General features: G+C 74.8%; 23 protein-coding genes. 15 read left to right on the top strand and 8 right to left on the bottom strand.

Annotated elements, in window-relative coordinates:
* Positions 1-80 precede the first annotated feature (80 nt).
* Positions 81-1,010, bottom strand: a complete 930-nt coding sequence (locus tag K2F47_RS23150; RefSeq protein ID WP_242907018.1) for a Ppx/GppA family phosphatase — start codon at positions 1,008-1,010, stop codon at positions 81-83.
* 88 nt (positions 1,011-1,098) lie between these two features.
* Between K2F47_RS23150 and K2F47_RS23145 the strand changes: the two genes are divergently transcribed.
* The gene (locus tag K2F47_RS23145) at positions 1,099-1,521 is read left to right on the top strand and encodes a PH domain-containing protein (RefSeq protein WP_242907016.1); all 423 of its coding nucleotides are present in this window, start codon (positions 1,099-1,101) and stop codon (positions 1,519-1,521) included.
* Positions 1,522-1,533: 12 nt separating this feature from the next.
* On the opposite strand, the gene K2F47_RS23140 is transcribed toward K2F47_RS23145, so the two are convergent.
* The gene (locus tag K2F47_RS23140) at positions 1,534-1,746 is read right to left on the bottom strand and encodes a hypothetical protein (protein ID WP_242907014.1); all 213 of its coding nucleotides are present in this window, start codon (positions 1,744-1,746) and stop codon (positions 1,534-1,536) included.
* A gap of 136 nt (positions 1,747-1,882) precedes the next feature.
* Between K2F47_RS23140 and K2F47_RS23135 the strand changes: the two genes are divergently transcribed.
* Both K2F47_RS23135 and K2F47_RS23130 read left to right on the top strand, forming a co-directional pair.
* Positions 1,883-3,397, top strand: coding sequence for an alkaline phosphatase D family protein (locus tag K2F47_RS23135; protein WP_242907012.1), 1,515 nt, complete (start codon positions 1,883-1,885; stop codon positions 3,395-3,397).
* A gap of 73 nt (positions 3,398-3,470) precedes the next feature.
* Positions 3,471-3,914, top strand: a complete 444-nt coding sequence (locus K2F47_RS23130; protein ID WP_242907010.1) for a hypothetical protein — start codon at positions 3,471-3,473, stop codon at positions 3,912-3,914.
* A 278-nt stretch (positions 3,915-4,192) separates the two neighbouring features.
* Here the strand turns inward: K2F47_RS23130 and K2F47_RS23125 are convergent, their stop codons facing one another.
* On the bottom strand, positions 4,193-5,596 hold the full coding sequence (locus tag K2F47_RS23125) for an FG-GAP repeat protein (RefSeq protein WP_242907008.1): 1,404 nt from the start codon (positions 5,594-5,596) through the stop codon (positions 4,193-4,195).
* A gap of 86 nt (positions 5,597-5,682) precedes the next feature.
* Positions 5,683-6,393, bottom strand: coding sequence for a FadR/GntR family transcriptional regulator (locus K2F47_RS23120; protein ID WP_242907007.1), 711 nt, complete (start codon positions 6,391-6,393; stop codon positions 5,683-5,685).
* 129 nt (positions 6,394-6,522) lie between these two features.
* Between K2F47_RS23120 and K2F47_RS23115 the strand changes: the two genes are divergently transcribed.
* Positions 6,523-7,932, top strand: coding sequence for an APC family permease (locus tag K2F47_RS23115; RefSeq protein ID WP_242907006.1), 1,410 nt, complete (start codon positions 6,523-6,525; stop codon positions 7,930-7,932).
* Entirely contained in the window at positions 7,932-8,840 is a 909-nt protein-coding gene (locus K2F47_RS23110) for an acetamidase/formamidase family protein (RefSeq protein ID WP_242907005.1), read from the top strand. The genes K2F47_RS23115 and K2F47_RS23110 overlap by 1 nt, the downstream gene beginning before the upstream one ends.
* A gap of 7 nt (positions 8,841-8,847) precedes the next feature.
* Here the strand turns inward: K2F47_RS23110 and K2F47_RS23105 are convergent, their stop codons facing one another.
* Positions 8,848-9,507, bottom strand: coding sequence for a GAP family protein (locus K2F47_RS23105; protein WP_242907004.1), 660 nt, complete (start codon positions 9,505-9,507; stop codon positions 8,848-8,850).
* A gap of 393 nt (positions 9,508-9,900) precedes the next feature.
* On the opposite strand from K2F47_RS23105, the gene K2F47_RS23100 reads away from it, so the two are divergent.
* The 6 genes from K2F47_RS23100 (at position 9,901) to K2F47_RS23075 (ending at position 20,083) form a co-directional block, all read left to right on the top strand.
* On the top strand, positions 9,901-10,614 hold the full coding sequence (locus K2F47_RS23100) for a (Fe-S)-binding protein (RefSeq protein WP_242907003.1): 714 nt from the start codon (positions 9,901-9,903) through the stop codon (positions 10,612-10,614).
* A gap of 38 nt (positions 10,615-10,652) precedes the next feature.
* The gene (locus tag K2F47_RS23095; protein WP_242907543.1) at positions 10,653-12,065 is read left to right on the top strand and encodes a LutB/LldF family L-lactate oxidation iron-sulfur protein; all 1,413 of its coding nucleotides are present in this window, start codon (positions 10,653-10,655) and stop codon (positions 12,063-12,065) included.
* The gene (locus K2F47_RS23090; protein WP_242907002.1) at positions 12,062-12,685 is read left to right on the top strand and encodes a LutC/YkgG family protein; all 624 of its coding nucleotides are present in this window, start codon (positions 12,062-12,064) and stop codon (positions 12,683-12,685) included. Before K2F47_RS23095 ends, K2F47_RS23090 begins: the two co-directional genes overlap by 4 nt.
* Before the next feature lie 388 nt (positions 12,686-13,073).
* Positions 13,074-16,025 carry a helix-turn-helix transcriptional regulator gene (locus K2F47_RS23085; RefSeq protein ID WP_242907001.1) on the top strand — a complete coding sequence of 984 codons (2,952 nt, stop codon included), beginning with the start codon at positions 13,074-13,076 and terminating at the stop codon, positions 16,023-16,025.
* A 247-nt stretch (positions 16,026-16,272) separates the two neighbouring features.
* On the top strand, positions 16,273-17,367 hold the full coding sequence (locus tag K2F47_RS23080; protein ID WP_242907000.1) for an alpha/beta hydrolase: 1,095 nt from the start codon (positions 16,273-16,275) through the stop codon (positions 17,365-17,367).
* A 46-nt stretch (positions 17,368-17,413) separates the two neighbouring features.
* Positions 17,414-20,083, top strand: a complete 2,670-nt coding sequence (locus K2F47_RS23075) for a GMC oxidoreductase (protein ID WP_242906999.1) — start codon at positions 17,414-17,416, stop codon at positions 20,081-20,083.
* A gap of 103 nt (positions 20,084-20,186) precedes the next feature.
* Here the strand turns inward: K2F47_RS23075 and K2F47_RS23070 are convergent, their stop codons facing one another.
* Complete coding sequence (locus tag K2F47_RS23070) at positions 20,187-20,756, bottom strand: CGNR zinc finger domain-containing protein (protein ID WP_242906998.1); 570 nt, start codon at positions 20,754-20,756, stop codon at positions 20,187-20,189.
* Positions 20,757-20,816: 60 nt separating this feature from the next.
* Between K2F47_RS23070 and K2F47_RS23065 the strand changes: the two genes are divergently transcribed.
* On the top strand, positions 20,817-21,596 hold the full coding sequence (locus K2F47_RS23065; protein ID WP_242906997.1) for a class I SAM-dependent methyltransferase: 780 nt from the start codon (positions 20,817-20,819) through the stop codon (positions 21,594-21,596).
* A 26-nt stretch (positions 21,597-21,622) separates the two neighbouring features.
* On the opposite strand, the gene K2F47_RS23060 is transcribed toward K2F47_RS23065, so the two are convergent.
* Together K2F47_RS23060 and K2F47_RS23055 are read right to left on the bottom strand one after the other, a co-directional pair.
* Complete coding sequence (locus tag K2F47_RS23060) at positions 21,623-22,051, bottom strand: PPOX class F420-dependent oxidoreductase (RefSeq protein WP_242906996.1); 429 nt, start codon at positions 22,049-22,051, stop codon at positions 21,623-21,625.
* Positions 22,052-22,214: 163 nt separating this feature from the next.
* Positions 22,215-22,940: a nucleotidyl cyclase domain-containing protein gene (locus tag K2F47_RS23055; protein WP_242906995.1), complete on the bottom strand. Its 726-nt coding sequence runs from the start codon at positions 22,938-22,940 to the stop codon at positions 22,215-22,217.
* A 366-nt stretch (positions 22,941-23,306) separates the two neighbouring features.
* On the opposite strand from K2F47_RS23055, the gene K2F47_RS23050 reads away from it, so the two are divergent.
* From K2F47_RS23050 to K2F47_RS23040, 3 genes are all read left to right on the top strand, one after another.
* Complete coding sequence (locus tag K2F47_RS23050) at positions 23,307-23,909, top strand: sigma-70 family RNA polymerase sigma factor (RefSeq protein WP_242906994.1); 603 nt, start codon at positions 23,307-23,309, stop codon at positions 23,907-23,909.
* Entirely contained in the window at positions 23,906-24,625 is a 720-nt protein-coding gene (locus K2F47_RS23045) for a zf-HC2 domain-containing protein (protein ID WP_242906993.1), read from the top strand. Before K2F47_RS23050 ends, K2F47_RS23045 begins: the two co-directional genes overlap by 4 nt.
* A 109-nt stretch (positions 24,626-24,734) precedes the next feature.
* The gene (locus K2F47_RS23040; protein ID WP_242906992.1) at positions 24,735-25,433 is read left to right on the top strand and encodes a hypothetical protein; all 699 of its coding nucleotides are present in this window, start codon (positions 24,735-24,737) and stop codon (positions 25,431-25,433) included.
* Positions 25,434-25,452: the final 19 nt, after the last annotated feature.

Genomic DNA, 25,452 nt, shown 5'->3' with positions numbered 1-25,452 from the left:
CATCGGCCCGCGTCCGGATCCGGACAGCGGGCGCTGGGACGAAGCGTCAGCCGGCGCAAAGCGCCGGCCGGCGGCGGGCGTCAGCCGGTGATCATGTCGAGCCGGCGCAGGATCACGCCCTCGCGCAGCGCCCACGGGCAGACCTCCAGCTCGGAGAGCCCGAGCAGGTCCATCGCCGCGTCCGCGACGATCGCACCCGCCGCCAGCTGCGGGGCGCGCCGCTCCGACACCCCCGGCAGCCCGGCCCGCTCGGCGGCGGGCATCCGCGCGAGCCGGTCGGCCCACTCGGTCAGCTCGCCATCGCGCAGCACCCGCCGCTGGTACGGTCCATCGCCGGACGGGGCGGCGCCGCCGATCCGCGCGAGCTGCTTGAACGTCTTGGACGTGGCGACCGCGTGGTCGGGCGGCCCGTACCGGGCGACCTCGCCGACATGCCGGGCGATCTCGGCCCGGACGTGCCGCCGCAGCCCGCGCACCTCGTCCGCGGACGGCGGGTCGGCGGTGAACCAGTCGCGGGTGAGCCGGCCCGCGCCGAGCGGCAGCGAGAACGCCGCGTCGGGCTCCTCGTCGATGCCGACCGCGATCTCCAGCGAGCCGCCGCCGATGTCGACGACCAGCAGCCGCCCCGAGGACCAGCCGGACCACCGCCGGACGGCGAGGAACGTCAGCCGCGCCTCCTCCTCGCCCGAGAGCGCGCTGATGTCCACCCGCGTCTGCGTGCGGAGCCGCGCGAGGACCTCCTCGCCGTTGGAGGCGTCCCGGACGGCGGACGTCGCGAACGCCACGAGGTCCTCCACGCCCTTGTCCTCGGCGATCTGGAGCGCCTCGTCGACGAACGCGCGCAGCCGGGTCTCGCCCTCCGTCGAGAGCCGGTCCCCGTCCTCCAGGTGCGCGGCGAGGCGCAGCTCCGCCTTGTGGGAGTACGCGGGAAGGGGCCGCGCCCCCTGGTGGGCGTCCACCACCAGCAGATGCACGGTGTTCGAGCCCACGTCCAGCACACCCAGTCGCATGCAGCCGACGTTATCGGAACCCACTACGACAAGTGCGGGCAGACCAGCCTTGATAGGGATAGAGGACACTTGCCGCTACGGTGACGTCATGGAGGGTGACACCGGGGTCTCGGCGCGCTGGCGGGTGCCGACCAAGCAGATCGTGGCCAAATGCGCGGCGGCGGCCGTGGTGGCGGCACTGGCCGTCGCGAACGCCGGGGACGTCGAGCGCCTGCTGCTGGCGGGCGTCGCGGCGGTGGGGCTGGCCGCGCTCGCGCTGCGCGACCTGGTCGCGCCCGTCCGGGTGGCGGCCGACCCGGGCGGCGTCGCGGTCGTCACCGGCTACGCGGGCCGCCGCCACCTCCCGTGGAGCGCGGTGACCGCCATCCGCGTGGACGAGCGGCGCCGCCTGCTGCTGCACACGCGGCTGCTGGAGATCGAGACGGCCGACGACCTGTACCTGTTCAGCGCGTTCGACCTCGGCGCCGACGTTCACGACGTGGCCGAGGCGCTCTACCGGATCCGCCCCTGAGCGGCCGGGCGCTCATTCCATGCTCAGCTCGGCCAGGTCGACGGCCTCGGCCAGCGCCTCCACGGTCGGGTAGTAGCCGACGAGCGCGCCGTTCCTGGTGACCAGGAAGGCCGTCTCGCCCGGCACCTCCGCCAGGTCGGCCCACACGCGGTGCGCGCCCTTCAGCCGCACCGCGACCACCCGCAGCCCGTCCGGCCCCGTCCAGCCCTTCCGGCACTCCCCCATGCACAGAACGTTACTCTTCGCTACTTTCTGTTATTTAGCCAGGTCGACATGTCGGCTCCGGGGCGCTACGGGAGCTTCACTCCGCGTTGCCCTGATCGTCGGCTGGTCCTCGATCCGGTGCTCTGCACTGGACGCCGTGGACGTGACACGCAGGACGTTCCTGGCAGGCACGACCCTCACCCCGTTCACCGGGCGGACCCCGGAGCCGTTCGCGCTGGGCGTCGCGTCCGGCGACCCGGCGCCCGGCGGCTTCGTCCTGTGGACGCGCCTCGCGCCGCGTCCGCTCGCCGAGGACGGGCACGGCGGCATGCCGGACCGCGACGTCACCGTCGAATGGCAGGTCGCCGAGGACGGGCGGTTCGGGCGGGTGATCAGCTCGGGCCGGACGACGGCGCGACCCGCGGGCGCTCACAGCGTGCACGTGGAGGTGAACGGCCTGCGTCCGGGCGCGGAGTACTTCTACCGGTTCCGCGCGGACGGGCACCTCTCCCCCACCGGGCGGACGCGGACCGCCCCGGCGCCCGGCGCGATGGCCCCGCTGACGTTCGGGGCCGTGTCGTGCGCGGACTACGAGCGCGGCTACTTCACCGCCTACCGGCGGCTGGCCGAGCGGCACCCCGACCTGGTCGTGCACCTGGGCGACTACCTCTACGAGGACGCGGCGGGCGACGACGAGACCGTCCCGGTCGTCCGGCGGCACACGCCCGGCAAGTGCCTGACGCTCGCGGACTACCGGCGGCGGCACGCCCAGTACCGCACCGACGCCGACCTGCGGGCCGCGCACGCCGCCGCGCCCTGGGCGGTGATCTGGGACGACCACGAGGTGGAGAACAACTGGGCGGGGAACGTTCCGGGCACGAAGGTCCCCGGGTTCCCGGCGCGCAAGCGGGCCGCGATCCGCGCCTACTACGAGCACATGCCGCTGCGCCCCTCGGCGTTCCGCCGGGACGGCCGGATCACGCTGACGCGCCGCCTGGAGTGGGGCGGGACGGCGGCGCTGCACCTGCTCGACACCCGGCAGTTCCGCTCCGACCAGCCCTGCGAGGACGGGCTGCGCGCCGGCTGCGACGACCGCCTGGACACCCGCCGCGCCCTGCTCGGCCCGGCGCAGCTCCGCTGGCTGGAGGCGGGCCTGCGCGGGTCGCGGGCCCGCTGGAACATCCTGGCGCAGCAGGTGTTCCTCGCCCAGCGCGACCTGCGGCTCGGCCCCGGCCGCGCGATGGCCCTGGACGGCTGGGACGGCTACGCCGCCGAACGCGACCGGCTCACCCGCGCCCTGACCGCCTCACGGGCGGCCAACCCCGTCGTGCTCACCGGCGACGTGCACGTGGCGCACGCCTGCGACCTGCTGGCCGACTTCGACGACCCGTCCTCCGCACCGGTCGGCGTGGAGCTGGTCGCCACGTCGGTCTCCAGCGACGGCGACGGCTACCACGACCCGGCCGAGAACGCGGCCGTCCGCGCCGAGAACCCGCACATCGCGCTCATCGACCAGCGCCGGGGCTTCCTGCTCGGCCGCGTCGGCGCCGGTGAGCTGCGCGCCGAGTTCCACACGCTGCCCCACGTCACCCGCCGGGGCGCGCCGTCGTCGGTGGCGGCGGCGTTCACCGTCCCGGACGGCGCACGGTCGCTGTCGGGTTCGTCCCGCTGAGTCGGGCCCGAAGGGAACCGGGAACGGAAGACACGCGTCGAAGTCATGCCAGCTCCCTGTTCCAGGAGGAATCATGGCCGACATGAGACTCCGGCCGCTCCCGCTCCTGCTGCTCGTCCCGTTCGTGGCCGCGCTCGCCGCGTGCGCGTCGGGCGCGTCCGCGGGCACCGACGGCCCCACGATCAAACCGGGCGCGGCGTTCACGCTCGCGCCGGGCGAGACCGGACGGCTGGACGGCGGCGGCCTCACCGTCCGGTTCGACGAGGTCCGCGACGACAGCCGCTGCCCGGTCACGGTCAACTGCGTCTGGGCGGGCGACGCGACGGTGCGCCTGACGATCACCGCCGAGAACGCCGCCCCCACCGCCCACGACCTGCACGTCGCCGGCACGACCGCGAAGACGGCGGCCGTCCCCGGCTTCCGCGTCTCGCTGGTCGGACTCACCCCCGAACGGCAGTCAACGAAGCCGCTCCCCAAGGACGCCTACCGAGCCAAACTCCAAGTCGACCGCGCCTGACCACCACACCCAACGGCCTGGCCGACAAAACCACGCCCCACGACCGCGACCGACAGCCTGGGCGGTGCCCCTGACGCGGGCCGCCGCCGAAGGACGCTCACCGCACCAACCTCCAGGTCGACCAAGCCTGACGACCGTGGCCGACGACCTGGGCGGTGAAACCTTGCCTGACGTGCGTGGTTGTGCGTCCGTGGGGCGGTGGGTCGCGGCGGGGCCTGAGGGTGCTCGCCCTGCTCGGTCTGCCCACGCGCGGCCGCATTCGTCGCCTGGGCTGACGGTCAGCCGAGGCTGTATCCGGTGAGGCCCCGGGCGGGCAGCGGGATCCGCTTCGGCCGCCCGGGCGGCGCGGTCAACTCGAAGACCGCGCCGCCGAAGCCGTCGGCGCCCGGCGCGCCGACCAGCAGCGTCCGGCCGTGGGCGGCCAGCGCGCCGCCGAACCGGCTGTAGGGCGCGAGCGGCGCGGTGATCGTCGTCGCCCTGCGCCTCCTGCCGCGCAGGACGAGGACCGTTCCGGCGCCGGGCGCGCCCGCCGCGAGGTCGGCGGATCCGTCGCCGTCCAGGTCACCGGTGGCGAGCGCCGATCCGAGGCGGTCGTAGTCGCCGCGTCCGTACCGGGTGGGCCCGATCTGCGTCATGCCGGGGCCCGCGAGGATCTGGACGGCGCCCGAGGCGAGGTCAGCGGAGCCGTCACGGTCCTCGCCGGGTACGCCGACGGCGAGGTCGTCGCGGCCGTCGCCGTCGAGGTCGGCGGCGGCGAGCGCGGAACCGAAGCCGTCGGCGCGCTCGGACGCGCCGTCCACGGCGGGCTCGTCCTGCGACACGTAGTTCGCGGACCGTTCCAGCGGGTCGAGGACGGTCACCGTGCCCGCGCCGCGCGCGCCGTCGTCCGGGGCGCCGGCGGCGATCTCGGCGCGGCCGTCGCCGTCGAAGTCGCCCGCCGCGAGCACGCTCCCGAACCCGTCGGTCTCCGCCGCCGACTGGCCCACCCACGACGTCCGCTGCGTGATCAGCGGGCCGGGGCGCAGCGTCCGCCCGCGCAGGCCGAAGACCGCGACCCCGCCGCCGCCCCGCAGCCCCGGGGCGCCGACGGCCAGTTCGTCGTCGTGGTCGCCGTCCAGGTCGGCGGCGACGAGGGACGCGCCGAAGCGGTCGGTGCCGTAGGGGCGGTGCAGGGAGCGCGCCGTCAGCAGCGGCCCGGGCCGGAGCCCGGACGGGGAGCCCAGGTAGATCCGCACCGCGCCCGCGCCCTCGGCGCCGGGACGGCGGGCCCCGAAGACCCGGTCGGGGATGCCGACGGCCAGATCGCCGCAGCCGTCCCGGTCGAAGTCGCCCGAGGCCAGCCCGCCGCCGAAGCCCTCGCCGAGGCGGGCCGCGCCGTCCCCGTCCAGCCAGGTCACACCGGACGCGGCGCGGACGGCCACCGCGCCCGCCCGCGCCTGCCCGTGGACGGCGGCGTGCGGCGCGCCCACGGCGAGGTCGGACGCGCCGTCGCCGTCGAAGTCGGCGGGCGCCGAACCCCGGCACGGCCCGGTGGGCGCGGGGGCGGCGGCCACCGCGACGCGGACGGGTGCGGGGGCGGGCGGGACGCCGGGCACGGGGCCGGACGCGGCCGCGGACGCCACCAGCGCGGCGACGGCGGCCACGCGTCCCGGCCGGGAGCGGAGGCGGGGGACGGTGCACACCCCGGCAACGTCCCCGCCGCGCGGAACGCCCGGTCACCCGGCGGATGACCGCCCGGTGAACCCGCGCGGTCGGCCCCGGGCGGGGGTCAGTGGGGGTGGGGGGTGAGGGTGGCGTCGGCGACGGTGAAGTGCTCGGTCGCGACGCGGGCGGCACCGTCGCCGTCGGCGCGCGCGATCGCCGCGACCAGGGCGTGGTGGTGGGCCCGGGCGGTGTCGTCCGGGCCGGATGGGACGCCGAGGGCGAGCTCCGACGCTAGCCGCTCGTGCAGCTGGACGAGGCGTCCGTTGTGGGTCGCGCGGGCCACCGCGTGGTGCAGCCCCGCGTCGCGCTCGCGGGCCTGCGCGGTCGTGGCGGCGGCGTCCCAGGCGGCCAGCGCGCGGGCGAGGGCGGCGTGGTCGGCGGCACCGGCGCGCTCGGCGGCGGTCCGGGCGATCATGCCCTCGACGAGGCGCCGGTAGTCGAGCAGTTCGGCGAGCTCCGCCCAGGGTTCCGGCGCGGCCGCCCGGCCGGACTCGTCCTTCGCGGCGACGACGAACGCGCCGCCGCCGCGTCCGCGCCGGATCTCCACCAGGTTCGAGCGGGCCAGCACCCGCAGCGCGGCCCGGACGCTCTCCCGGCTCACCCGCAGCAGCGCGGCCAGGTCGCGCTCGCTGGGCAGCCGGTCGCCGGGGCCGAACTCGCCGAGCGCGATCGCCGTCGCCAGCCGGTGCGCGACCTGCTCGCCGGTCCGCGCCGGACGCAGCGGGCCGAGCCCGCCCGCCCCGCCCTGCCCCTCGCCGTCCCGTCCCCTTGGCACGCTTCCGCCCCGCACGCCGCCCCCGGCCCGCTGGAAAGGTCTAGAACTTAGACCTTTCTCGGCATATTCTCACAGCCGCGTCCGTCCGCTCCCACCGGCCCGCGCGGCCGACCGAAAGGCGTGTGCGCCATGACGACCGCCCGTTCCGAGCCCGCGGAGCCCGCGCCGGAGGATTCCGGCGCGCGGACGCTGGAGTCCTTCGGCTACGCCCAGGAGCTCCGCCGCTCGCTCCGGCTGCCCGACCTGGTCGTGTACGGCCTGGTGATGATGCTCCCGATCGCGCCGTTCACGATCTTCGGGGCGGTGTTCAACGAGTCCAGGGGCATGGTCGCGCTGACCTACCTGATCGGGCTGGTGGCGATGGCGTTCACCGCGCTCAGCTACCGGGAGATGTCGCGCGCGTTCCCGATCGCCGGGTCCGTCTACTCCTACGCGGGGCGCGGCATCAACGACAAGGCCGGCTTCCTCGCGGGCTGGGCGATCCTGCTGGACTACCTGCTCGTCCCGACCCTGCTGTACGTGATGAGCGCGGCGGCGCTGCACGCGCTGCGGCCCGAGGTGCCGCAGTGGTGCTGGATCGTCATGTTCGTCGTGGTCAACACAGTGATCAACTACCTGGGCATCGAGACGACCGCGCGGCTGAACCGGCTGTTCCTGCTCGCCGAGCTGGTGGCGCTCGCGGTGTTCGTCGCCTTCGGCGCCGCCGCCGTCGCGCGCGGCGAGAACGGCGCGCGGTTCTCCTTCGACCCGCTGGTCAACCCCGACCTGCTGACGCCGGGTCTGATCTTCGGGGCGCTGTCGGTCGCGGTGCTGAGCTTCCTCGGCTTCGACGGGATCTCCACGCTGTCGGAGGAGGTGGCGGGCGGCGACCGGCGGCTGGTCGGGCGCGCCACGCTGCTGGCGCTGTGCCTGGTCGCGGGGCTGTTCGTCGTCCAGACGTGGATCGCGGCGCTGCTGGTGCCCGGCCGCACCGAGTTCGCCGGGGACGAGGCCACCAACTCCGCGTTCTACGACATCGCCTGGATCGCGGGCGGGGGCTGGCTCAAGAACATGACGGCGGTGGCGGCGGCGCTCGCCACCGGCGTGGCGAACTCGCTGGTGGCGCAGGCCGCGACGTCCCGGCTGCTGTTCAGCATGGCCCGCGACCGCAAGCTGCCCGCCTTCCTCGCGCACGTCCACCCGACGCGGCGGACGCCCGAGCGCGCCCTGCTGTTCGTCGCGGCGATCTCGCTCGTGCTCGGGCTGTCGTTCACCGGCCAGGTGAGCCTGCTGTCGTCGCTCGTGAACTTCGGGGCGCTGTTCGCGTTCCTGCTGCTGCACCTCGCGGTGTTCGTGCACTTCACGCTGCGGAACCGGAGCACGCGCTGGCACCTGCACGTCGTGGCGCCGGCGCTCGGCGCGGTGATCATAGGCTCGGTGCTGTGGAACGCCGACGCGCGGGCCAAGACCGGCGGGCTGGCCTGGCTCGCCGCCGGCGTCCTGGTGCTGGTGTTCTACCGGCTCTCGGGCCGCGGGACCGACCTGAACCTGGAGGACTGATGCACATCCGCCGCACGAGCGTGCACAACGCCTGGAACAACGCGATCCCGCCCGTCGTCTCGCTCGTCCCGGACGCGGAGTTCACGGTCGAGACCGCCGACGCGAGCGGCGGGCAGCTCGGCCCGGACGCGGGCACCGCCGAGGTCGCCGCGCTCGACTTCGCCCAAGTCAACCCGGTGACCGGACCGTTCCTGGTCGAGGGCGCCCGCCCCGGGGACGCCCTGGTGATCGACGTGCTGGAGATGGCGGTCGGCGACTGGGGCTGGACCGCGAGCATCCCCGGCTTCGGGCTGCTCGCCGACGACTTCCCCGACCCGCACCTGCGCGTCTCCAAGATCGCGGACGGGGTCGCCGAGCCGCTGCCGGGAGTGCGCGTCCCGGTCGTCCCGATGATCGGCACGATCGGGGTGGCACCGCCCGAGCCCGGCGCGCACTCGATCGTCCCGCCGCGACGCTGGGGCGGCAACATGGACATCCGGCACGTCGGGCCCGGCGCCCGGCTCGTCCTGCCGGTCGGGGTGGACGGCGCGCTGCTGTCGCTCGGCGACGCGCACGCCGCGATGGGCGACGGCGAGGTCTGCGGCACCGGGATCGAGACCGAGGCGTCCATCCGGCTCCGGGTGGGGCTGCGCAAGGGCGCCGCACCGCCCACCCCGCTCATCGAGTCGGACCCGCGCACCCACCGCACGGGCCGCGCCCTCGTCACCACCGGGATCGGCCCCGACCTGATGGAGGCGGCCCGGGACGCCACCCGCCACCTCGTCGCCGAGGTCGCCGCCCGCACCGGCCTCGCCCCCGCCGACGCCTACCTGCTGGCGAGCGTCGCCGCCGACCTGAAGATCTCCGAGGTCGTCGACGTCCCCAACTGGATCGTCTCCGCCCATCTGGAGCTGGCCCTGCTGGGGTAGCGGAGCCTCAGTCGATCAGGCCGCCGATGCCCTTGGCCAGCAGGACGACCCCGATCACCAGCAGCAGCACCGAGACGACCGTCGCGCGGTTCGGCTCCAGCCACGCGCCGAGTGCGTCCAGCCGGGGCCGCCACCGCGCGGCGTCGACCAGGTAGACGACCACCGGGACCGCCACCCCGCACGCCGCGACGAGCGAGAACACCGCGACCGCCACGACCTCCCCGCCGACGCTCAGCAGGCCCTGCGACACCGCGATCGCCGCAGCGACGAACATCAGCAGGTTCGTGGGGTTGAGGATCGAGAGCAGCAGCCCCTGCTGGACGGCCCGCACCGGCGTGACGCCCTCCAGGCGGTTGCGGTGGGTGTCCTCGTGCCGCCCCGTCCACTGCCGGACGGCGATCGTGAGCACGAGGATGCCCAGCAGCAGTACGATCACCGACACCGATGTCTTCGGTTCGCCGGTGTCGGAATTCATCCCGATGACGTTCGCGATCACCAGTAGCACCGTCGTCGCGGCGACGATGCCCGCCGTCCACCCCGCCAGGAACCCGAGCGCCGCGTCCCGCGCGCGCGGCGTCAGCAGCAGGGCCACGATCGCGATGATCGGAATCGGGCTGACCAGCACCCCCAACGTGAGCGGCAGCACTGCCCTGATGACCTCGCCCATCTCGCCCCCGATTCGCCCCCCGCCGCTCGCCCCGACGGCCATACCCCCCTGACCAGCGGTGATACCTGGCGCGGCCACCTCACCGGGGGGCGATGCGCGCGGCCTCCACCGGACGGCGCCCCGGACGCTCGCCCCGACGCCCGCGCGTTACACCGAAAACTCGCCGAAATTGATCCTCCGCGAATGAGAACTTCTGGCGGGGGTCCGTCGTTGTCTGTTCGGGTTCCCTTGGTCGAGCGGGCCCACAGGGACGGCCGGTCGCCCGGGTGGGGACGGTGCGCGCGAGCGCACGGTCCGGGCACCGGCCGTCCCCTTCTCCTTTTCTCCTTGTCAGCGTGCTCCGACTGGCGCGGTGTCTCGACTGGCGGGGCGGGGACCGGGTACGACGGTGGGGTGAAGATCGCGCTTTTCCTCACGTGCGTGAACGACACCCTCTATCCGGACACCGGCAAGGCGGTCGTGCGGCTGCTGCGGCGCCTCGGCCACGATGTCGAGTTCCCCTCCGCCCAGACGTGCTGCGGGCAGATGCACCTCAACACCGGCTACCGGCGGCGGGCGCTGCGCCTGGTGAAGGGGTTCGCCGAGGCGTTCGAGGGCTGCGAGGCGGTGGTGACGCCGTCCGCGTCCTGCGCCGCGATGATCCGCGACTGGCATCCCCGGCTGGCGCCGCGGACCGCGGGCGTCGCGTCCCGCGTCCATGAGCTGTCGGAGTTCCTCGTGGACGTGCTGGGCGTCACCGACGTCGGCGCGTCCTACCCGCACCGCGTCACCTACCACCCGACCTGCCACTCGCTGCGGATGCTGCGGGTCGGCGACCGGCCGCTGCGGCTGCTGCGCGCGGTGCGCGGCATCGACCTGGTCGAACTGCCGGACGCGGCGGAGTGCTGCGGCTTCGGCGGGACGTTCGCGCTGAAGAACGCCGACGTCTCGGCGGCCATGTGCGCGGACAAGGTGGCCGCCGTCCACGCGAGCGGCGCCGAGACGCTGTGCGCGGCCGACAACTCCTGCCTGATGCACATCGGCGGCGCACTCGGCCGGACCCGTTCGGGCGTCCGCTCCGTCCATCTGGCCGAGATCCTCGCCTCGACCGAGGAGGACCCGCTGTGAACGCCCCGTCTCCCGAGGCGATGCCGACCTACCTGGGGATGCCCTCCTTCCCCGACGCGGCCGGGCCCGCCGTCGCCGACGCGCGGCTGCGCCGCAACCTCGCCCACGCCACCACCACGATCCGGGAACGGCGCGCCGCCGCCGTCGCGGAGCTGGAGGACTGGGCGGCGCTCCGCGAGGCGGGCCGCCAGATCAAGGACCACGTGCTGGCGAACCTCGGCCACTACCTGCGGCTGCTGGAGGAGCGGTTCACCGCGGCGGGCGGGACGGTCCACTGGGCGCGGGACGCGGCGGAGGCGAACCGCGTCGTCGCCGACCTGGTGAGGGCCACCGGCGAGACCGAGGTCGTCAAGGTCAAGTCGATGGCGACGCAGGAGATCGGGCTGAACGAGGCGCTCGCGGCGGAGGGGATCACCGCGCACGAGACCGACCTCGCGGAGCTGATCGTCCAGCTCGGCGACGACCGGCCGTCGCACATCCTCGTCCCGGCGATCCACCGGAACAGGTCCGACATCCGCGACATCTTCCTGCGCGCGATGGACGGCGCGCCCGAGGGGCTGACCGACGCGCCCGCCGAGCTGGCCGAGGCGGCGCGGCGGCACCTGCGCGACAAGTTCCTGTCGGCGAGGGTCGCGGTGTCGGGGGTGAACTTCGCGGTCGCCGACACCGGGACGCTGGTCGTGCTGGAGTCGGAGGGCAACGGCCGGATGTGCCTGACGCTGCCGGACACGCTGATCTCCGTGATGGGCGTGGAGAAGATCGTCCCGGCCTGGCGGGACCTGGAGGTGTTCCTCCAGCTGCTGCCGCGCTCGTCCACGGCCGAGCGGATGAACCCCTACACCTCGGCGTGGACGGGCGTCCATCCCGGCGACGGGCCGCGCGACGTCCATCTGGTCCTGCTCGACAACGGGCGCTCGGCGACGCTCGCCGACGAGGTGGGGCGGCAGGCGCTGCGCTGCATCCGCTGCTCGGCCTGCCTGAACGTGTGCCCGGTGTACCGGCGGGCGGGCGGCCACGCCTACGGCTCGCCCTACCCGGGCCCGATCGGCGCGATCCTGTCGCCGCAGCTCAGGGGCGTCGGGTCGGACATCGACGCCTCGCTCCCCTACGCCTCGTCGCTGTGCGGCGCGTGCTACGAGGTGTGCCCGGTCGCGATCGACATCCCCGAGGTGCTGGTGCACCTGCGGGCCCGCGCGGTCGAGCGGGGCCCGCGGCACCGGCTGGAGCGCGCGGCGATGGCGGCGGCCGGGTGGACGCTGCGCTCCCCGACCCGGCTGGCGCTCGCGCAGCGCGCCGCGTCCGCGTCCCGCCGCCTGGCCGGGCGCCGCGGCCGGATCCGGCGGCTGCCCGGTCCACTGCGCGCCTGGTCCGACACCCGCGACACGCCCGTGCCGCCGCCCGAGTCGTTCCGCGCCTGGTGGGCCAGGACGAACGGGGGCGAGGACGAGTGAACGCGCGCGAGGAGATCCTGCGGCGGATCGACCGGGCGGCGCCGGTGCGCCCGGCCGCCGAGGTCGAGGCCGGCCTCGCCCGGATCGACCGCCGCTACCTGGGCCAACACCACACCGGCGACGCCGACGCCACCGTCGCGCTGTTCGCCGAGCGCGTCGCCGACTACCGCGCGACCGTGCTGGAGGCTTCCGCGACGGACGTGGCGGCGGTCGTCACCGAGCGGCTCGCGGCGCGTCCCGGCGTGTACGGCGTGCCCGGCGGCCTGCCGGCGGAATGGACGGCCGGCGCACCCGTCGCGCGCGACCCGTCCGTCGCCGACCTGGACGGACTGGCCGGCGCGGTCACCGCATGCGCGGTCGCGATCGCCGAGACCGGCACGATCGTCCTGGACCACGGCCCGGAGCAGGGGCCGCGCGCGCTCTCGCTGGTCCCCGACTTCCATCTGATCGTCGTCCGCGCCGACCAGATCGCGCCGGACGTGCCGGACGCGCTGCGGCGGCTCGACCCGCGCCGCCCGCTGACGTTCGTGTCGGGCCCGTCCGCCACCAGCGATATCGAGCTGACCCGGGTGGAGGGCGTCCACGGGCCCCGCGTCCTGGAGGTCCTAATACTGCGCTGACCTGCTTAGACACCGTCCAAAACAATAACTCCCGGCACCGGGCGGGGTTCGCGGTTTATGCTCGGCGCGTGCGGCCGCGACGGGGGTGTCGGCGGCGGCCTCCCGGCGGAGCTCCCGGTCCCGCCCGGGGGGCGGGGCGGGGGCCTGGAGGGTGGGGCACGCATGGTGACGAGTCCGGAACGGTTTACCTCCCCGAGGTTGACACGGGGCCCTCCTCGGCGGTTGATAGCTATGGACAACTCGGTCCCGCGAGGGACCCGGCCCGCCGGGGCCGTGCCGTGATCATGGGCGTGTTGTCCCGTCTTATTGACGTATGACTCGATAAGGTAATTTCCGCGGATTCTCAGGTAACGGCGTATCGACCGCCTGTCGCTGTTGGGGTGTGGACATGGAGGGTCGTACGGGCCAGCGCAACGAAGCGACCGCGAACGGCGCTCCCCTGGTCGGCAGGCGGGCCGTCCTCCACGACTTCGAGGAGGCCCTGGACGACACGGCGGCGGCCGCCTTCCGGTTCCTGGCCCTGGTCGGGGAGCCCGGCGCGGGCAAGACCCGGCTGCTGACCGAGCTGGTCTCGGCGGCGGACGCGCGCAAGCTGAGCATCCTGTCCGGCCGCGCGGCCGAGTTCGAGCAGGAGATGCCGTTCGGCGCGGTCGTCGACGCGCTCGACGACCACCTGGAGGAGCACTTCCCCGATCTCAGCCAGGCGACGATCCGGCTGCTCGCGCCCGTCTTCCCCGCGCTGTTCACCGCGCTCAGCGACGGCGTCGCCGCGGGTCCGCCCGGCGCCGAGGCCACACCGGTGGCGCGCTACCAGCTCTACCGGGCGGTGCGGCACCTGCTGGAGGAGCTGGCCGCCCCCTCCGGCCTCGTCCTGATCCTGGACGACGTGCACTGGGCCGACGACGCCACGATCGAGCTGCTGGACCACCTCGTCCGGCACCCGCCGCGCGCCCGGGTGCTGATCGCGCTGGCCTACCGTCCGGCGCAGGCGTCGGCGCGGCTGGCCGCGCTCGTGCAGGCGTCGGTGCGGGCGGTCGGCGGCCGGCAGCTGTCGGTCGAGCCGCTCACCGAGGCCGAGGTCGTCGAGCTGCTCGGCCCCCGCTTCAGCGGGACGCGCTCCCGCGAGCTGTACCGGGCCAGCGGCGGCAACCCCTTCTACCTGGAGGCGCTCGTCCGCACCCGCGAGCCGCTGACCGTGGGGCAGCCCGACGGCGACCTGCCGCCCGCCGTCCGCGCGGCGCTCCAGCTGGAGCTGAGCGGCCTGTCGCCGGACGCGCTGCTGATCGCGCAGAGCGCGGCGGTCGCGGCCGACGAGTTCCCGCCGCTGCTGGCCGCCGCCGCTGCCGAGGTCAGCGAGGAGGTCGCGCTCGCGGCGCTGGACGAGCTGGTCGCCCGCGACATCGTCCGCCCGCACGCCGAGCGGTTCCGGTTCCGGCACCCGCTCGTCCGGCACGCCGCCTACCGGTCGGCCGCGGCCGGGTGGCGGCTCGCCGCGCACGGCCGGATCGCCGCCTACCTCACCGGGATCGGCGCGCCCGCCGCCGTCCGCGCCCGGCACATCGAGCGGTCCGGCCGGGCGGGCGACCGGCACGCGATCGCGACGCTGGTGGAGGCCGCGCGCGCGTTCGCCGCGCAGGCCCCGGCGACGTCCGCGCACTGGCTCCAGGCGGCGCTGCGGCTCATGCCCGAGACGCAGCCGGAGGCGCGGCCCGGCGGAGCGGAGCCCGGCGAGGACGGCTCGGGCCTGCCGTCCCGGCTGGAGCTGATGATGGAGCTGGCGCAGGTCCAGACCGTCGGCGGACACCTCGCCGCGGGCCGCGAGACCGCGCGCAACGTGCTCAAGATGCTCCCCGAGGACGACTACGAGCGCCGGGCGCGCGCCGCCCGGCTCGCCGCGCTGATGGAGCGCCAGCTCGGCCGCCCGCACGAGGCGCGGGCCCTGCTGCTGGACGAGCTGCGCCGCATGCCCGACCCCCGCTCCCCCGCCGCCGTGCCGCTGCGGATGCGGCTGGTCGCCGAGCGGATGATGCGCATCGACTTCCGCGGCGCGCAGGCCGTGCTCGACCTGATGCCCGACGACTCCGAGGACTGGGAGCCCGGCCTGAAGCTGGCCGTCGCGGCGCTGCGTCCGATGCCCGCGCTCGCGGCGGGCCGCGTCGAGGACGCGCTGCGCTACCTGGACGCCGCGAACGTCCTGGTCGACGGCGCCCCCGACGAGCACCTCGCCGAGTGGATGGACGCGATCGCCTGGCTGTGCTGGGCCGAGACGTTCACGGGCCAGTTCCTCTCCGCGGTCGGCAAGTTCCAGCGCGCCAGCGCCGTCGCCCGCCGGACGGGCCAGCTCTACGTCGTGACGAACCTGACCGCCGGCCTGGCCCGCGCGTACGGGATGCTCGGCCGGCTGGAGGAGGCGGCGGTCACCGCCGAGGAGGCAGTCGAGGAGGCGCGGCTGCACCACTCGGGGCAGCAGCTGGTGTTCGCGCTCACCCAGCAGAGCCTCGTCGCGGGCTGGTCGGGGGACGAGGAGTCCGCGCTGGCCCACGCCGAGGAGGCGATCGAGAGCGGCGAGGGCGTCGGCGAGTGGTGGGGGTCGATGGCCCGCTACGCGCGCGCGATGGCGCTGTTCGGCCTCGGCCGCCTGGACGAGGCGGCCGACGCCGTCACGGTCGCGCTCGCGGGCCCGCTGGACCAGCGGACCCACCTGTCGCTGTGCGAGGTGATGGCGGCCCTGGAGGCGGGCCGGAACCGCGCCGACGCCGCGCGGAGCTGGGTGGAGCGCACCGAGGGGTTCGTCATCCCCGGCCTGGAGGCGCACAACGCGCTGGCGCACCTGGCGCGCGCGCACGCGCTCCAGCTCACCGACCCGGAGCGGGCGGCGCGGGAGGCGCTGCGGGCGGCGGAGATGTTCGAGGAGGCCGGGCACCAGATCGAGGCCGGCCGGGCCCGGCTGCGGGCGGGCACCGCGCACGCCGAGGCGGGCGACCGGCCCGCCGCCCGCGAGCAGCTGCGGCTGGCCGCCGGGGTCTTCTCCTCCTGCGGGGCGCGCACGCTGCACGCCCAGGCCGTGCGGGAGCAGCGCCGCATCGGCGTGCGGGTGCCCTCCAAGAACGGCCGCCGCTCCGGGCTGCCCGGCGGGCTGTCCAAGCGGGAGTACGAGGTCGCCACGCTCGTGGTCGAGGGATGCTCGAACTCCCAGATAGCCGAGCGGCTGTTCGTCAGCATCCGCACCGTCGAGACGCACCTGTCGCACATCTTCACAAAGTTCGGGGTGACTTCGCGGGTCGGCGTGGTGAGCGCCCTGACCCGGACCGAGGCCGACCCTGGTGCGCAGAGCGGCTGACCGGGCCTTTTCCTGAAGGTTCCGCTTCGAGCGGGCGAGTTGGAGCGTGCCAACGTGTCCAATCTCGGACAGTCTGGCAGGTTCCAGAACATCTGCGCCGCAGGGACCGTCACAGATGTTACGTATGCCCGGTGCCGCCGTGTCCCGTCCCCGCTGACCAGGTCGGGGAAGAAGTAAGGGTTTACCACGATGCCGAGTATGGGCCGGTCACCGCATCATCATTGCGGGGACGACGGAGGTGAGGAACATGACACGCACGATCTCGCGTTTCACACTCGAAGGAGTGCGCGACGCCGAGGTATCGGTGCACCCGTTCGGGACGGAGGACGGCCTCGGCCTGAACCTGACCCGCTTCCTGCGGAGTGAGAGCGACGACGTCGTCCTCCTCGTCCACGGGCTCACGTCCGCCAGCGATGTCTTCATCATGCCCGAGCACCGGAACCTGGCGAGCCACCTGCTCGACAACGGCTTCGGCGACGTCTGGGCGGTCGACTTCCGGATGAGCGGCCGGTTCCCCTACGACGGGGAGACGCACCGCTACAACCTCGACGACATCGCGCTCTACGACTTCCCCGCGACGATGCGCGAGCTGCGCCGGCACGTCGGCGACCGCCGCGTCCACGTCATCGCGCACTGCCTGGGCGCGGTGTCGTTCTCGATGAGCCTGTTCGCCGGGCTGATCGAGGACATCGCCAGCCTGACCTGCAACAGCGTGTCGCTCACCCCGCGCGTCCCGGCGTTCTCCAAGTTGAAGCTGTCGCTCGGGACCTGGCTGCTGGAGTACGTGGTCGGGCTGCCGTTCATCGACCCGAGGTTCGGGCAGGCGCCGGCGTTCACGCGGCCCTGGATGCTGTCGCAGGCGGTGTCGCTGTTCCACGACGAGTGCCGGACGAGCGCGTGCCACATGCAGAGCTTCCAGTGGGGCGCGGGCAGGCCCGCGATGTACGAGCACTCCAACCTGCTGCCCGAGACGCACGCGCGGGTCGCCGACATCTGCTCGGCGTCCGGGCTGAACTACTACCGGCACGTCCGCAAGATGGTCGAGGCCGGCCAGTCGGTGAAGTACGCGCCGACCGACACGCGGTACGCACGCCTGCCGCTGAGCTACCTGACGAAGGCCAAGGACGTGCGCACGCCGATGCTGCTGCTCGCGCCCGACCGCAACCGGGTCTTCACCGACTCCAACGTCCACCTCCACAAGATCCTGGAGAAGGCCGCGCCCGGACGCCACGAGCTGGCGGTGCTGCCCGGCTACGGGCACCTGGACCCCCTGATCGGCAAGAACGCCCACATCGACGTCTTTCCGCGCATCGTCGACTTCCTCAAGCGGCACAGCGCATGAGCACCGTGACGCTCACGAGCGGAAAGCACACTGACTGGTGACTGGTATGGAACACGTTGACGCCGTGGTCGTCGGGTCCGGATTCGGGGGCTCGGTCGCCGCGTACCGGCTGGCCGAGGCCGGACGGTCCGTCGTGCTGCTGGAGCGCGGCCAGCCGTACCCGCCGGGCAGCTTCCCGCGCTCGCCGCACGAGATGGGACGGGCGTTCTGGGACCCCGCCGCCGGCCTGTACGGCATGTACGACGTGTGGTCGTTCAAGGGCTGCGACTCGGTGGTGTCGGCGGGGCTCGGCGGGGGGTCGCTGATCTACGCCAACGTGCTGCTGCGCAAGGACGAGCACTGGTTCGTCACCGAGCAGGCGATACCGGGCGGCGGGTATGAGTCGTGGCCCGTCTCCCGCGCCGACCTCGACCCGCACTACGACGAGGTCGAGCGGATGATGGGCGCGACCCCCTACCCGCTCGGCCACCAGCCCTTCGACGACACCCCGAAGGCGCACGCCATGCAGGACGCGGCGGCCGAGCTGGGGCTCCAGTGCACGCTGCCGCCGCTCGCGGTGAGCTTCGCGGCCGAACGGGGCGGAGCGCCGGGGCTGAGCCTGCCGATCGTCGACCCCGGGTACGGCAACGTCCACGGGGTGGGGCGGCGGACGTGCCGGCTGTGCGGTGAGTGCAACATCGGCTGCAACGAGGGGTCCAAGAACAGCCTCGACCACACCTACCTGTCCGCGGCCGCCCACCACGGCGCCGACCTGCGCACCTCCCACGAGGTGAAGGCGATCCGGCCGCGGCACGGCGGCGGGTACGAGGTCGACTACGTCCACCACGTCGACCTGACCGCGCGCGGGGGCCGCTCGCGGATGGCGACGATCTCGTGCGACCGGCTGGTCCTCGGCGCCGGGACGTACGGGACGACGTACCTGCTGCTGAAGTCGCACAAGGCGTTCCCGGGGCTGAGCCGCGCGCTCGGCACCCGGTTCAGCGGCAACGGCGACCTGCTGACGTTCCTGCTGAAGGCCAAGGACCGCAACCGCGTCCGGGCGCTGGACGCGGCGCGCGGCCCGGTGATCACCAGCGCGATCCGGCTGGCCGACGAGCTGGACGGGGTGTCGGGCGCGGGCCGCGGCGCCTACATCCAGGACGGCGGCTACCCAGGGTTCGCCGACTGGCTGATCCAGGGGCTGGACGTCCAGAACAACATCGAGCGCGTCGCGAAGTTCCTGTGGGACCGGTTCACCGAGTTCTTCAAGGACCGCCCCGACACGAACGTGTCCGCGGAGCTGTCGGACCTGATCGGGAAGGGCGCGCTGACGGTCAGCTCACTGCCGCTGCTCGGCATGGGCCGCGACACCGCCGACGGGCGGCTGCGGCTGGACGACGGCCGGCTCGCCGCCGACTGGACGACGCGGACCAGCGAGGCGCACTTCGCGCGGGTCCGCGAGACGATGCAGCGCATCGCGGACGTGCTCGGCGCCGAGTACGCCGACAACCCGATGTGGTTCCGCAAGCGGATCATCACGGTCCATCCGCTGGGCGGCGCCCCCATGGGCGTCCACAAGAGCGAGGGCGTCTGCGACGCCTTCGGCGAGGTGTTCGGATACCCGGGCCTGTACGTCGCCGACGGGGCGGCGATGCCGGGACCGGTGGGCCCGAACCCCTCGCTCACGATCGCCGCGCAGGCCGACCGTATGGCCACGCGGCTGCTGGAGGGCGTGCCCGGACGACGGGGTACGGGCACGCTCTCCACCGTCCCGTCCGGCCCCGCGCCGTCTTCGGACGCGGCGCACGGGAGCGCGCCCTCGGGAAGCGTTCCGTCCGGCGTGGGGGCCGAGCCGTCCCGGGGGAACGGCTCGGCGGAGGGGAGAGGCCGGGGCGGCCTGGGGAGCCGCTCCGGAGACCGCCCGGGGGACGGCGGTCAGGGGAACGACTCGACGTACGGTCCGGTCATGTGCGGGGCGGCCGCCGCGCGCACCGCCGGAATCGGATCGGTCTCGGGGAGCCACGAGGGCATCGGGGGATCGCTCGCCGTGGCATCGGACCGGTCACCGGCTCCGGAGGGAGCTCCGGAGACACCGGAAGGGTCTCCGGTGGTGCCGGAGGGGTCTCCGGCGGTACCGGACCGTACGTCGCTGTCGTTCACCGAGGAGATGAAGGGCTACGTCACCTACGGGGTGTCCGACCCGCGCGCGGGTGAGCTCGCGGACGGCCGCGAGGCCATGGCGTTCCGGCTGACGATCACGGCCGAGGACACCGACCGCTTCCTGGCCGAGCCCGAGCACACGGCGCTGGCCGAGGGATGGATCGACGCCGCTGGCCACGGGGGCCGGCGTCCGGTCCAGCGGGGCTGGTTCAACCTGTTCGCGCCCGGCGGCGCGGAGGATCGACGGCTGATGAGGTACCGCTTGTACTTCACCGACGGCGAGGACCGGCCCCGCACCCTGACGGGCACCAAGAACGTGCTGCACGGCCCGCCGACGCGGATCTGGCCCGACACCTCCACGCTGTACGTGCGGATCCTCGACGGCCATGTCGGCGCGGACGGCGAGGACGGCGCGCACGTGCTGGGCGCGGGCGTGCTGCACATCCAGCTGACCGACTTCGCGCGGCAGCTGGCGACGTTCCGCGCGTTCGGGCCGGGCGGCGCCGGGAGGCTGGTCGCCTTCGGCCGGTTCTTCGCCGGCGAGTTGTGGGAGGTCTACGGCCCCGACGGGCACTGATCGGGGCCGTCCATGTTCGTGCAGGCCGAGGGAACTGCGGGGTGCTCTCGGCCTGCACCTCCTTTTGTCCGGGCTCTTGTCCCGGTGCGCGCTCGCGGCGGCGTCAGGGCGTCTGCGCGCGGGCGCGGAACGCGGCGGCCTTGACCCGGTTCTGGCAGGCGGTGCCGCAGAACCGGCGGGTGCCGTTGCGCGAGGTGTCGACGTAGACGCGGTCGCAGTGCGGCGCGGTGCAGACGCCGAGGCGGTCGCCGAGCTCGCTGCCGATGACGACCGCGAGGCCGGTGGCGCAGGGCGCGCCCCACCTGTCGGCGACGCCGCGTCCGCTGCCGTGGAAGTGGACGTGCCAGGGCTCGCCGTCGTGCCGTTCCAGCCGCGGCCTGGCCTGCGTGGCGTCCAGCAGCGCGTTGACCCGCCTGGCCGCCGCGTCGACGTCGCCCGCGGTGATCGCCTCGAAGACGGCGCGCAGGTCGCGGGCGACGGCGGCGAGCTCGTCCAGCTCCGGGCGGGGGTCGGGGGCGCCGTCGCTGAGCGACAGGATCGTGCGCGCGGCGTCGGCCAGCTCGTCGGGGCCGGGCGGCGTGTAGGGCCGGCCGCGCCGCTCCCCCCCGGTGAACACGTTGACCAGCTCCACGGCCGCCCGCACCACCGTGTCGGTATGACTGTTGAAGTTCACTTGACCAGTTACGCCCTTCCCGGTTAGCGTGTCACCGTCCAAAGGTTATACGACAGTCACATGAGGGGACCGCCCATGCTCACCCGCGAGGTCGCCGACACGTGGATCACCCGCTGGGACGCCCAGCAGGAGGGGTACATCCCCGACCGCGAGGAACGCTTCACCGTCATGATCGACGCGTTGGAGGCCGGGCTCGGGCGGCCCGACCCGCTCGTCCTGGACCTCGGCTGCGGCCCCGGCTCGCTCGCGGGCCGCGTCCTGGACCGCATCCCCGGCGCCACCGTCGTCGCGATCGACACCGACCCGCTGCTGATGGGGCTCGGCCGGGCCGTCCACGCCGGGCGGACCGGGCTGGTCTTCACCGAACTCGACCTGCGCGAGCCGGGCTGGGCCGCGCGGCTGCGCCTGGACCGGCAGGCCGACGCCGCGATCAGCACGACCGCGCTGCACTGGATCACCGGCGCGGAGCTGCGCGTCACCTACGGCGAGCTGGCGCGGGTGCTGCGTCCCGGCGGGCTATTCCTCAACGGCGACAACCTGACGGTCGGGGACCGCGCGCCGGGCCTCGGCGCGCTGGAGGCGGCGCTGCGCGAGCGGGAGACCGCGCGCCGGTGGGCGGACCGGCGTCCCGAGGAGTGGGGCCAGTGGTGGGACGCGGTCGCCGCCGAGCCCGCGCTCGCCGAACTGCGGGCGGCGCGCGAGGAGACGGTCGACCACCACGGCTCGGAGTCGGTGTTCCTGTCGACCCACGAGTCCGCGCTGCGCGGCGCCGGGTTCACCGAGGTCGGCACGCTGTGGCAGCGCGGCGACAACCGCGTCCTGGCGGCCCTGCTGCCCTGAGCCCCCGGGCCTCAGCCGACCGGGCCTCAGCCGGCCGGGCGGCCGTAGAGGCGTTCGACGTGCAGGCGGATGACGAGGCGGCCGTCGGCGACCATCGCGCGGCGGTAGTCGTCCCAGTCGGGGTGCTCGCCGCGGATGTCGCGGTACACCGAGATCAGCTCCTCCACGGCCGCGTCGCCGGGGTCGGCGGCGACGGCCGACAGTTCGGCGGTGCCCTCGGCGACGGTGTAGGACCAGCCGTCGGCGGAGCTGACGTGCAGGCTGGCACGCGGGTCGCGGGCCAGGTTGCGGGCCTTGGCGCGGTCGGCGGTGACCGACACCCGCACGAGCCGGCGCCCGGCGTCGTAGTGGTAGTTGACGTTGGACAGCTGCGGCCGCCCGTCCCGCTTGAGGGTGGCCAGCACCCCGAGGTCGTGCTCGGCCAGCAGCCTCGCCAGCGCCGCGTCGTCCGCCATCGTCCGCCTCCATCACCGTTCGCCCGTCACACGCGTCAACCCCGGAAACGGCCGATCACTTCCCGGCGCGGGACGCCACAACCGTAGCCGGAGCCAGCCCCGGGCGACCGGACCGCGGGGCCCGGGCCCCCGCAAGGCGCGGCCACCGGGCCGCAAGCGTCGGCTAGCGGACGGCGAGGGCCGGGAAGTCGTACACGCGGGCCTGCGCGGCGGGCCGGTCCTCCGGCCCGCCGCGTCCCTCCCCGCCCGTCTCGCGCTCTCCGGCGGCGCGGCCGGTCAGGATGTGCCCGCGGAAGGCGGCGCCCTTCGCGGTGACCTTGATCGGCTGGAACGCCTCCGGGGGCAGGGCGCAGAACCCGGTCTGCACGACGTCCTCGAACAGCGAGTCCGACACGACGTAGGCCAGGTCGCGCCCCTTGTCGTCGATCAGCAGGCGGCGCAGCGGCCCGGCGTCCAGCAGCCGCTGGACGACGATCGGCGCGTCCCCGGCGGGCCCGAACGGACCGGCCGCCAGCGTGCCGTGGTGCAGCGCGAGCCGCACCCGCAGCCGGTGCCGGGCGCCCTGCCCCGCGGTGTCGTTGACCTCACGCAGCGCCGCCGCGAGTTCGAGGACGAAGTCGCCGGCCACCGGCGCCGGGTCGACCCCCTCGGGCAGGGTGGCGAGCTCCCCGTCGCCGCCGACCTGCTTCTCCCAGCGGTCGCGGTCGAGGCCGACGCCGCGCGCGGCCCGGTCGAGCGCGTCCGACAGCTGCCGCTGCGCGAGCAGCTGCTCGCGCACGTCCCGCTTGCTGTAGCCCTGGATGTCCACCGCCAGGAGCAGCCGATAGAAGAGCTGGTTGTACGGCCTGTCCGGGTGGTGCCTGTGCTCGTGTTCCCCGTTTCCTGTCACTCCCGATCCCGCCCCTCGGTAGTCCTCCGAGCAAGTAGGGCCGGTTGGCCCCGCATTCGCTCCAAGCGCGGAGTGAGTGTTGCCGGTGTGGAGGACCGCCGTCGGTCGGTGCCCGGGAGGGTGCCGCCTCCGTTCCCTGTGCGAGGTGGTGAGGTCGTCTATTGGACGCGTCCGCCGCGCTCACGGTGCCACAGGTAAGGAACTAGTGGCGAACAAATAAGCCTCGGGCTGGATTGTCCCGGTCCAGGGCTCGCCCGAGGCTCCCCGGACGCCCATTGAACCGTCCACCGGGGGCCCGCCGTACTGCCCCCCGACGTGACATCAGACTCACGGTCCCCGTCCCCGCACCCCCGCCGGAGACCCTCGATGGCCCACCGATCACCGACCGCGACCCGGGCGCCCGCGTCCCCCGACCAGCCGCTCGCCCGGTGGAGCTGGTTCCGCGGGCGCCCGCCGGCGGACGTGGACGACCAGGTCCTCGTGACCGAGCTCTACCGCGTGTACGGCCGGCCGCTGCTGTCGTTCGTGCTGCGGCTCACCGGCGGCGACCGGCACTGGGCCGAGGACGTGGTGCAGGAGACGATGATCCGCGCCTGGCGCAGCGCGCACCAGCTCGACGAGCGGGCGGCGTCGCTGCTGCCCTGGCTCGCGACGGTCGCGCGCCGGATCGTCATCGACGACCAGCGGCGCCGCAACGCCCGGCCGCAGGAGGCGGGCGAGGGCCCGCTGGAGAACATGCGCGTCCCCGACGGGCTGGAGGACCTGCTGCGCTCGGTCGTCGTCTCCGAGGCCCTGCTCGCGCTGTCGCCCGCGCACCGGGAGGTCCTGGAGGAGACCTTCTTCCGGGACCGTTCCGTCAACGAGGCCGCGCGGCGGCTCGGCATCCCCGTGGGCACGGTGAAGTCGCGGGTCTACTACGCGCTCCGGGCGCTGCGCGTCGCCCTGGAGGAGAGAGGCGTGACGCCATGATCGCGGAACCGCCGCACGTCGACGTCGGCGCCTACGCGCTCGGCCTGCTGGAGGACCCGGACCGGCGGGCGTTCGAGGGGCACCTGCGGTCCTGTCCCGGCTGCGCCGAGGAGTTCGGCGCGCTGCGCGGACTCGCCGCGACGCTGGAGGGCATCACGCCGGACGCCGGGCCCGCGCCGGCGCCGCCCGAGCCGGTGGTGGTCGCCGACCTGCTGCGGCGGCGTGCCCGGCGGGGGCGGCGGCGCCGCGCGGCGCGGGCGGTGACCGGGCTGGCCGCCGGGGCGGTGCTGCTGGCCGGCGCGGCCGGGGCGGGGTTCACGGCGGGCGCCGACCACGGGACGTCCGCGCGTCCCGAGGCCGAGGCCCCGTTCCCGGACGGGCCGCGCCTGACCGCCGCCGACGCCGCGACCGGCGCGTCGGGGACGGTGACGGCGCGGCAGGCGCTGTGGGGCAGCCGGGTCGGGTTGCGGCTGACCCGCGTCCGGGGGCCGCTGGAGTGCGAGCTGGTCGCCGTGGACCGGGCCGGACGAGGCCACCCGGTGGCGGGCTGGTCGGTCCCGGCGGCGGGGTACGGCCTGCCCGGGTCGGCGGCGCCGATGCTGACCGTGCAGGGCGGTACCGCGCTGCGCCGGAGCGACATCGCGCGCTTCGAGGTCCGCACGACCGGCGACCGCGTGGCGGGCGGCGGCCGCGTTCTCCTGACCGTCCCAGCGTGAACCGCCGCGCCGTGCCCCGTGCCCGGGGGGGTTCTGCTCGCGGCGCGTCGTCTGGTCCGGCCGCACCGGGTCCGGCGGCGCGCCGCGTCCCACCCTCTAGCCTGGACGGATGAGCGCGACCCGGTCCTCGCCCGGCCCCCGGCTGATGCTGCCCGGCCTCCGCGAGGTGTACGACGCCTACGTCCGGGAGGCGGGCGCCTTGCCGGCGCTGCCGTCGGCGCTGCACGCGGAGGTGTGGGCGTCGCAGCGGCTCGGGAGCCTGGAGGAGTCGGCGCCGGACGCGCGGGCCGCCCGCGCCGCGCTCGCCGATCTGATCGTGTGCCTGCGCGCGGCGGGGACGCCGGGGGCGCGGGCGTTCCTGCGGGTGCTCGCCGCGATCGGTCCCCCGGAGGGGCGCGCGGCGGCGGCGAGGGCGGCGGACGCGGCTCCCGGCCCGGCCGCGCCGTGGGAGGACGCGCTCGGACGGGTCGTCCCCGGGCAGGCGTGGCTGATCCAGGAGGGCCCGCTGGACGGGGACCGCCTGGTGTGCGAGTTCCGCTACGAGGGCGCGGGCACCGCGGGGCTGCACGCGATCGCGGTCCGGCTGTCCTACGGCGACGCGCTCTCCGAGGCCGTGGTCGTCGGGGACGTGGCGGCGCTGATGGCGGCGGCGCGCACGGCGATGCAGGCCGAGTTGTGCGTCGTCCAGCCCTGTGACGCGGCGGCGGCCGGGGCCAGGCTCCGCGCCGCCCTCGACGGCGCGGAGCCCCTGCCCGAGACGTGCTACCCGGCGCTGGCCCTGGCCCGCCACCGGGCCGGCCTCTTGTAGGGGGACGACCCCCGACACC

The organism is Actinomadura terrae, assembly GCF_022751215.1.
Taxonomy (GTDB): domain Bacteria; phylum Actinomycetota; class Actinomycetes; order Streptosporangiales; family Streptosporangiaceae; genus Spirillospora; species Spirillospora terrae.
Note: the sequence above shows the minus strand (reverse complement) of the source record. Positions and strands in the feature narration are given on the sequence as shown.